This is a genomic window from Shewanella sp. MSW (assembly GCF_007636515.1).
Taxonomy (GTDB): domain Bacteria; phylum Pseudomonadota; class Gammaproteobacteria; order Enterobacterales; family Shewanellaceae; genus Shewanella; species Shewanella indica.
In genome coordinates, this window is sequence record NZ_LVDR01000018.1 from 85,371 (window position 1) to 93,078 (window position 7,708).

The window sequence follows — 7,708 nt, forward strand, 5'->3', positions numbered from 1 at the left end:
CCTTCAGGAGAGAAACGTGAAAGACTTATTAAAGTTTCTGAAACAGCAAAGCAAGACTGAAGAATTTGAAGGCATCAAGATCGGCCTGGCGTCGCCTGATCTGATCCGTTCTTGGTCATTTGGTGAAGTTAAGAAGCCTGAAACCATCAACTACCGTACATTCAAGCCTGAGCGTGAAGGCCTGTTCTGTGCCCGTATCTTTGGCCCGGTCAAAGACTACGAGTGTCTGTGCGGTAAGTACAAGCGTCTCAAGCACCGCGGTGTGATCTGTGAGAAGTGTGGCGTTGAAGTGACCCAGACCAAAGTACGTCGTGAGCGTATGGGCCACATCGAACTGGCCAGCCCAGTTGCCCACATCTGGTTCCTCAAGTCACTGCCATCCCGTATCGGTCTGATGCTGGACATGACTCTGCGTGATATTGAGCGAGTACTCTACTTCGAATCTTATGTGGTTATCGAGCCAGGCATGACCAGCCTGGAGCGCGGTCAAATGCTGACCGAAGAAACCTACCTGGATGCGCTGGAAGAGTATGGTGACGAGTTTGAAGCCAAGATGGGTGCCGAAGCGGTTCTGGAACTGCTGCGCGCTATCGATCTGGAGAAAGAAGTTGAGCAGATGCGCGAAGAGCTGCCATCTATTAACTCTGAGACCCGTCGCAAGAAAGTCACCAAGCGTTTGAAGCTGGTTGAGGCCTTCTACCATTCAGGCAACAAGCCAGAGTGGATGATCCTCAAGGTGCTGCCGGTTCTGCCACCTGATCTGCGTCCTCTGGTTCCACTGGACGGCGGTCGTTTCGCGACTTCAGATCTGAACGATCTGTATCGCCGCGTGATCAACCGTAACAACCGTTTGAAGCGTCTGCTGGATCTGGCCGCTCCGGATATCATAGTTCGCAACGAAAAGCGTATGCTGCAGGAATCTGTTGATGCCCTGCTGGATAACGGTCGTCGCGGTCGTGCCATTACCGGTTCCAACAAGCGTCCTCTGAAGTCCTTGGCCGATATGATCAAGGGTAAGCAAGGTCGTTTCCGTCAGAACCTGCTGGGTAAGCGTGTTGACTACTCAGGCCGTTCGGTAATTACCGTGGGCCCAACTCTGCGTCTGCACCAGTGTGGTCTGCCGAAGAAAATGGCGCTGGAACTGTTCAAACCATTCATTTACGGCAAGCTGGAAGGTCGTGGCCTGGCCACTACCATCAAAGCCGCCAAGAAGATGGTTGAGCGTGAAGTTGCCGAGGTTTGGGACGTACTGGATGAAGTGATCCGCGAACACCCTGTGATGCTGAACCGTGCACCAACACTGCACCGTTTGGGTATCCAGGCGTTCGAACCTGTACTGATCGAAGGTAAAGCGATTCAACTGCACCCACTGGTGTGTGCGGCCTATAACGCCGACTTCGACGGTGACCAAATGGCGGTACACGTGCCTCTGACGCTGGAAGCCCAGCTGGAAGCCCGTGCGTTGATGATGTCAACCAATAACATTCTGTCACCTGCCAACGGTGAGCCGGTTATCACTCCTTCTCAGGACGTGGTACTGGGTCTGTACTACATGAGCCGTGAGCGCGTAAATGGCCGCGGTGAAGGTATGGCCTTTGAGTCTGTTGCCGAAGCCGAGAAAGCCTATCGCACAGGTGCCGCCGAGCTGCACGCCCGGGTTAAAGTTCGTATCACCGAAACTCATATCGATGAGAACGGTGAGCGCACCCAGCAGCGTCGCATTGTCGACACCACAGTAGGTCGTGCTCTGTTGTCATTGATCCTGCCAGCCGGTATGTCTTTTGATCTGGTTAACCAGAACATGGGCAAGAAGCAGATCTCCCGTTTGCTGAACACCTGCTACCGTCAGCTGGGTCTGAAAGATACCGTTATCTTTGCTGACCAACTGATGTACACAGGTTTCCAATACGCCACTATCTCAGGTGCCTCTGTCGGTATCAACGATATGGAAATCCCGGAAGCCAAGTACAAGCTGGTTGCCGACGCAGAAGCCGAAGTTCTGGAAATCCAGGAACAGTTCCAGTCTGGTCTGGTAACTGCCGGTGAGCGTTACAACAAGGTTATCGATATCTGGGCCAGCGCCAACGAGAAAGTCTCCAAGGCGATGATGGAAAACCTGTCTTCCGAAGTGGTTATCAACCGCGACGGTGAAGAAGAGAAACAGGCTTCTTTCAACAGCATCTACATGATGGCCGACTCAGGCGCTCGTGGTAGTGCCGCTCAGATCCGTCAGTTGGCGGGTATGCGTGGTCTGATGGCCAAGCCAGACGGCTCTATCATCGAAACGCCCATCGTGGCGAACTTCCGTGAAGGTCTGAACGTACTGCAGTACTTTATTTCAACCCACGGTGCTCGTAAGGGTCTGGCGGATACCGCACTTAAGACAGCAAACTCAGGTTACCTGACTCGTCGTCTGGTGGATGTTGCCCAGGATCTGGTCGTTATCGAAGATGACTGTGGTACTCACGAAGGTCTGATCATGAAACCGCTGATTGAAGGTGGTGACGTGGTTGAGCCACTGCGTGAGCGCGTACTGGGTCGTGTTGTTGCCGAGGATGTTTACTATCCTGGTTCCGACGAAGTCCTGGCGCCACGTAACACTTTGCTGGATGAGGCATGGTGTGACAAGCTGGAAGAGTACAGCGTTGACGAAGTTAAAGTTCGCTCTGTGATCTCCTGTGATACCGACTTCGGTGTTTGTGCCAAGTGTTATGGTCGCGACCTGGCCCGTGGTCACCTGATCAACCAAGGTGAAGCAATCGGTGTTGTTGCTGCTCAGTCAATCGGTGAGCCTGGTACACAGCTGACGATGCGTACCTTCCACATCGGTGGTGCGGCATCCAGGGCTTCTGCAGAAAACAACGTTCAGGTGAAGAACGCCGGTAACCTGAAGCTGCATAACGCCAAGTTCGTTAAGAACAGCGATGGCAAGTTGGTTATCGTATCGCGCTCGTCTGAGCTGGCGATTATCGATGAACTGGGCCGTGAGAAAGAGCGCTACAAAGTGCCTTACGGTACTGTGCTCGAAACGCTGGAAGGCGCTGAAGTTAACGCTGGCCAGACCATCGCTAACTGGGATCCACATACTCACCCAATCATCACTGAAGTGGCGGGTTATGTGAAGTTTGAGCAGATGATTGACGGTGTCACCATCTCGCGTCAAACCGACGAGCTGACCGGTCTGTCTTCCATCGTGGTATTGGATGTGGCCCAGCGCCCAAGCGCCGGCAAAGAAATGCGTCCAATGATCCGCTTGGTGGATGAAAACGGTAATGACCTGACTATTCCTGGTACCGACGTACCTGCGCAGTACTTCCTGCCCAGCAATGCGATCGTAAACCTGGAAGATAATGCTCAGATCAGCGTCGGTGATGCACTGGCTCGTATTCCTCAGGAATCGTCCAAGACACGCGATATTACCGGTGGTCTGCCAAGGGTTGCTGACCTGTTCGAAGCCCGTAAGCCGAAAGAGCCTGCGATTCTGGCTGAGATCAGCGGTACCATCTCCTTCGGTAAAGAGACCAAAGGTAAGCGTCGTCTGGTTATTACTCCTGCCGAGGGCGGTAACCCATACGAAGAGATGATCCCTAAGTGGCGTAACCTGAACGTGTTCGAAGGTGAAAAAGTCGAACGCGGTGAAGTGATCGCCGATGGTCCAGAGTCTGCTCACGATATTCTGCGTTTGCGCGGTATCCACAACGTAGCCAACTACATTGTGAATGAAGTACAGGACGTATATCGTCTGCAGGGTGTGAAGATTAACGACAAGCACATCGAGGTGATCATTCGCCAGATGCTGCGTAAGTGTCTGATCACTGAAGCCGGTGATTCTGAGTTCCTCGAAGGGGAGCAGGTTGAGGTGTCCCGTGTCAAGATCGCTAACCGCGAACTGGAAGAGCAGGGCAAGATTCCGGCCAAGTTCGAACGTGAACTGCTGGGTATCACCAAAGCCTCTCTGGCGACTGAGTCCTTCATCTCTGCGGCCTCGTTCCAGGAAACCACTCGCGTACTGACCGAAGCGGCAGTAGGTGGTAAGAGTGATAACCTGCGCGGTCTGAAAGAGAACGTGATCGTAGGTCGTCTGATCCCGGCTGGTACGGGTTATGCTTACCACAACAACCGTAACCAGGCTCGCGGTGAAGTAGCGACTGAAGCACCTAGCATCAGCGCCAGCGAAGCCGAACAGAACCTGGCCGATCTGTTGAACCTGGCTGGCAGTCAGGAATAAGTAGCATAGATGTTACAAAAGGCGCCGAAAGGCGCCTTTTTCATTGGAATACGCTGCAAAAGTTGGCTATTTCTTGACAGCCAAGCCTTACCTTTCTAAAATTCCGCGTCCCACTATTGTGGGATTAGATTTTTCACACCTTATTGTTGAGTTGAAATCAACTGATTCGGAGCTATACATGGCAACTGTAAACCAGTTGGTACGTAAGCCTCGCGCACCTAAAGTCGAAAAGACTAACGTGCCTGCGTTGAACGCGTGCCCACAAAAGCGTGGTGTTTGTACTCGTGTGTACACCACTACTCCAAAAAAACCTAACTCTGCACTACGTAAAGTAGCTCGTGTGCGTCTGACCAACGGTTTCGAAGTATCTTCGTACATCGGCGGTGAAGGCCACAACCTGCAGGAACACAGTGTAATCCTGATCCGTGGTGGTCGTGTTAAAGACTTACCTGGTGTGCGTTATCACACTGTTCGTGGCGCCCTGGACTGTGCTGGTGTGACTTCACGTCGCCAAGCTCGTTCTAAGTACGGTGCTAAGCGTCCTAAGTCTTAATGGTTTTCCGTTAAGTAAGGCCAAGCTAAATATAAATTCCAGTTTTGGAAATACCTGAAGCATACGGAGAATAGTTATGCCAAGACGTCGCGTAGTAGGACAACGTAAAATCCTACCTGATCCAAAGTTTCAAAGTGAGTTGCTGGCTAAGTTCATCAACGTCATTATGCAGGACGGCAAAAAGTCGACTGCTGAAAAAATTATCTACAAAGCACTGGATGTTGTCGCCGATAAGAAAGGCGAAGAGCATCTGGTTATCCTTGAAGCAGCCCTGGAAAACGTTCGCCCAGCGGTAGAGGTTAAGTCTCGCCGTGTTGGTGGTTCTACTTACCAGGTTCCATGTGAAGTTCGTCCAGTTCGTCGTAACGCACTGGCGATGCGCTGGTTGGTTGAAGCTGCTCGTAAGCGTGGTGAAAAATCTATGGCTCTGCGCCTGGCAGGTGAACTGCTGGACGCTTCCGAAAACAAAGGTACTGCCGTTAAGAAGCGCGAAGACGTGCATCGTATGGCAGAAGCCAACAAAGCGTTTGCTCATTACCGTTGGTAATATCGGGCGCGGGCTTGCCCGCGCTTTCTCTGACATTGCTAAGATTTTTATCTTAGTCAAGAGGGTATAATCGTGGCTCGTACAACTCCAATTGAGCGTTATCGCAACATAGGTATTTGTGCTCACGTTGACGCAGGTAAAACCACTACCACAGAGCGAGTCCTGTTCTATACAGGGGTAAACCACAAGATGGGTGAAACCCATGACGGTGCGTCTACCACTGACTGGATGGTTCAGGAGCAGGAGCGGGGTATTACTATTACCTCAGCGGCTGTTACCACGTTCTGGCGCGGTATGGATGCCCAGTTTACTGAGCATCGTATCAATATCATCGATACCCCAGGTCACGTCGATTTTACTATTGAGGTAGAGCGTTCTCTGCGCGTACTTGACGGTGCTGTAGTGGTCTTTTGTGGTTCTTCTGGTGTGGAACCTCAGTCTGAGACCGTATGGCGTCAGGCCGACAAGTATCATGTCCCCCGTCTGGTGTTCGTCAATAAGATGGACCGTGCCGGTGCCGACTTTGATCGCGTAGTAGGACAGATCCGTAACCGTCTCGGTGCAACTTGTGTGCCTATTCAATTGAATATTGGTGCAGAAGAAAACTTTAGCGGGGTTATCGATCTCATCAAGATGAAAGCCATCAACTGGAATGAAGAAGACCAGGGCCTGACTTTCACTCACGAAGAGATCCCAGAGCATTTGCTTGCCAAGGCAACCGAAATGCGCGAATACCTGGTAGAGAGTGCCGCAGAGGCTTCTGATGAGCTGATGGACAAATACCTTGAAGAAGGTGAGCTCACAGAAGAAGAGATCAAAAAAGCGCTTCGTCAACGTACTATCAACAACGAAATTGTGCTGGCTACCTGTGGTAGTGCCTTTAAAAATAAAGGCGTACAGGCAGTTCTCGATGCTGTTGTTGAATACCTTCCTGCTCCGGTTGATGTTCCTGCGATTAAGGGCATCGATGACAGAGAACAGGAAGTTGAGCGTGTTTCTGATGACAATGCACCTTTCTCTGCGTTGGCATTCAAAATCGCAACAGACCCATTTGTGGGTACTTTGACCTTTATCCGGGTTTACTCAGGTGTCCTGGAGTCAGGTTCAGCCGTTTACAACTCTGTAAAAGAGAAGCGTGAGCGTATCGGCCGTATCGTGCAGATGCACGCCAACGACCGTAAAGAACTGAAAGAAGTGCGCGCAGGTGATATAGCTGCTGCTATCGGCCTGAAAGATGTGACAACCGGTGACACCCTGTGTGACCCAGACCATAAGGTAATTCTGGAGCGGATGGAATTTCCCGAGCCGGTCATTACCATTGCTGTGGAACCTCGTTCCAAAGCCGACCAGGAAAAGATGGGCATTGCGCTGCAGAAGCTGGCAATGGAAGATCCTTCTTTCCGGGTTGAGACTGATGAGGAGTCGGGTCAGACTCTGATTTCAGGTATGGGTGAGCTACACTTGGACATTATCATCGACCGTATGCGCCGTGAGTTCAGCGTTGAATGTAACGTTGGTAAACCTCAGGTGGCTTATCGTGAAACTATCCGCAGTGCTGTGGAAGTGGAAGGTAAGTTTGTGCGTCAGTCTGGTGGTCGTGGTCAATTCGGTCATGTCTGGCTGAAACTGGAGCCTCGTGAAGAGGGTGCCGGTTATGAGTTTGTCAACGAAATCGTTGGTGGTGTCGTTCCTAGGGAATACATCCCTGCGGTTGACAAAGGGATCCAAGAACAGATGAAGAACGGTGTTGTCGCCGGCTTCCCTGTATTGGACGTGAAGGTCACTCTGTTCGATGGTTCATATCATGATGTGGACTCGAACGAAATGGCGTTCAAAGTTGCAGGTTCTATGGGCTTCAAGAAGGGGGCGCTGCAAGCTAACCCTGTGTTGCTCGAGCCTTGCATGAAGGTTGAAGTGACAACCCCAGAAGACTACATGGGTGACGTAGTAGGTGATCTGAACCGTCGTCGTGGTCTTATCGAAGGTATGGATGACGGCGTCGCCGGTATCAAGATTATTCGAGCTGTGGTACCTTTGGCTGAAATGTTTGGTTATGCAACAGATTTGCGCTCAGCGACTCAGGGCCGGGCTTCATACTCCATGGAGTTTTTGAAGTACTCTGAAGCGCCGCAAAACGTTGCTAAAGCAGTTATCGAAGCTCGTACCTGATTTAGGTAACGGCATTAACTGTTATTTTGATTGATGGTGTCCGGCAAAGCCGGACTCTTCTGAAAAGAAAGGAATATATCGTGTCTAAAGCTAAATTTGAACGTTCCAAGCCCCACGTTAACGTGGGCACCATTGGTCACGTTGACCATGGTAAAACCACTCTGACTGCTGCTATCTCAACTGTACTGTCTAAGACTTACGGTGGTGAGGC

The 7,708-nt window shown here is 51.3% G+C and carries 5 protein-coding genes; all 5 read left to right on the forward strand.

Going from position 1 to position 7,708, the window contains the following annotated elements; all coding sequences use genetic code 11:
- The first annotated feature begins 16 nt into the window (after positions 1-16).
- On the forward strand, positions 17-4,228 hold the full coding sequence (rpoC, locus tag AYI96_RS17060) for a DNA-directed RNA polymerase subunit beta' (protein WP_039034636.1): 4,212 nt from the start codon (positions 17-19) through the stop codon (positions 4,226-4,228).
- A 178-nt stretch (positions 4,229-4,406) separates the two neighbouring features.
- The gene (gene rpsL, locus AYI96_RS17065) at positions 4,407-4,781 is read left to right on the forward strand and encodes a 30S ribosomal protein S12 (RefSeq protein ID WP_039034652.1); all 375 of its coding nucleotides are present in this window, start codon (positions 4,407-4,409) and stop codon (positions 4,779-4,781) included.
- A 76-nt stretch (positions 4,782-4,857) separates the two neighbouring features.
- Positions 4,858-5,328 carry a 30S ribosomal protein S7 gene (gene rpsG / locus AYI96_RS17070; protein WP_025012041.1) on the forward strand — a complete coding sequence of 157 codons (471 nt, stop codon included), beginning with the start codon at positions 4,858-4,860 and terminating at the stop codon, positions 5,326-5,328.
- Between the two features lie 72 nt (positions 5,329-5,400).
- Positions 5,401-7,497 carry an elongation factor G gene (gene fusA, locus AYI96_RS17075; protein ID WP_039034637.1) on the forward strand — a complete coding sequence of 699 codons (2,097 nt, stop codon included), beginning with the start codon at positions 5,401-5,403 and terminating at the stop codon, positions 7,495-7,497.
- 80 nt (positions 7,498-7,577) lie between these two features.
- On the forward strand, positions 7,578-7,708 hold a 131-nt coding region (locus tag AYI96_RS17080), incomplete at its 3' end, for a GTP-binding protein (RefSeq protein WP_260847441.1).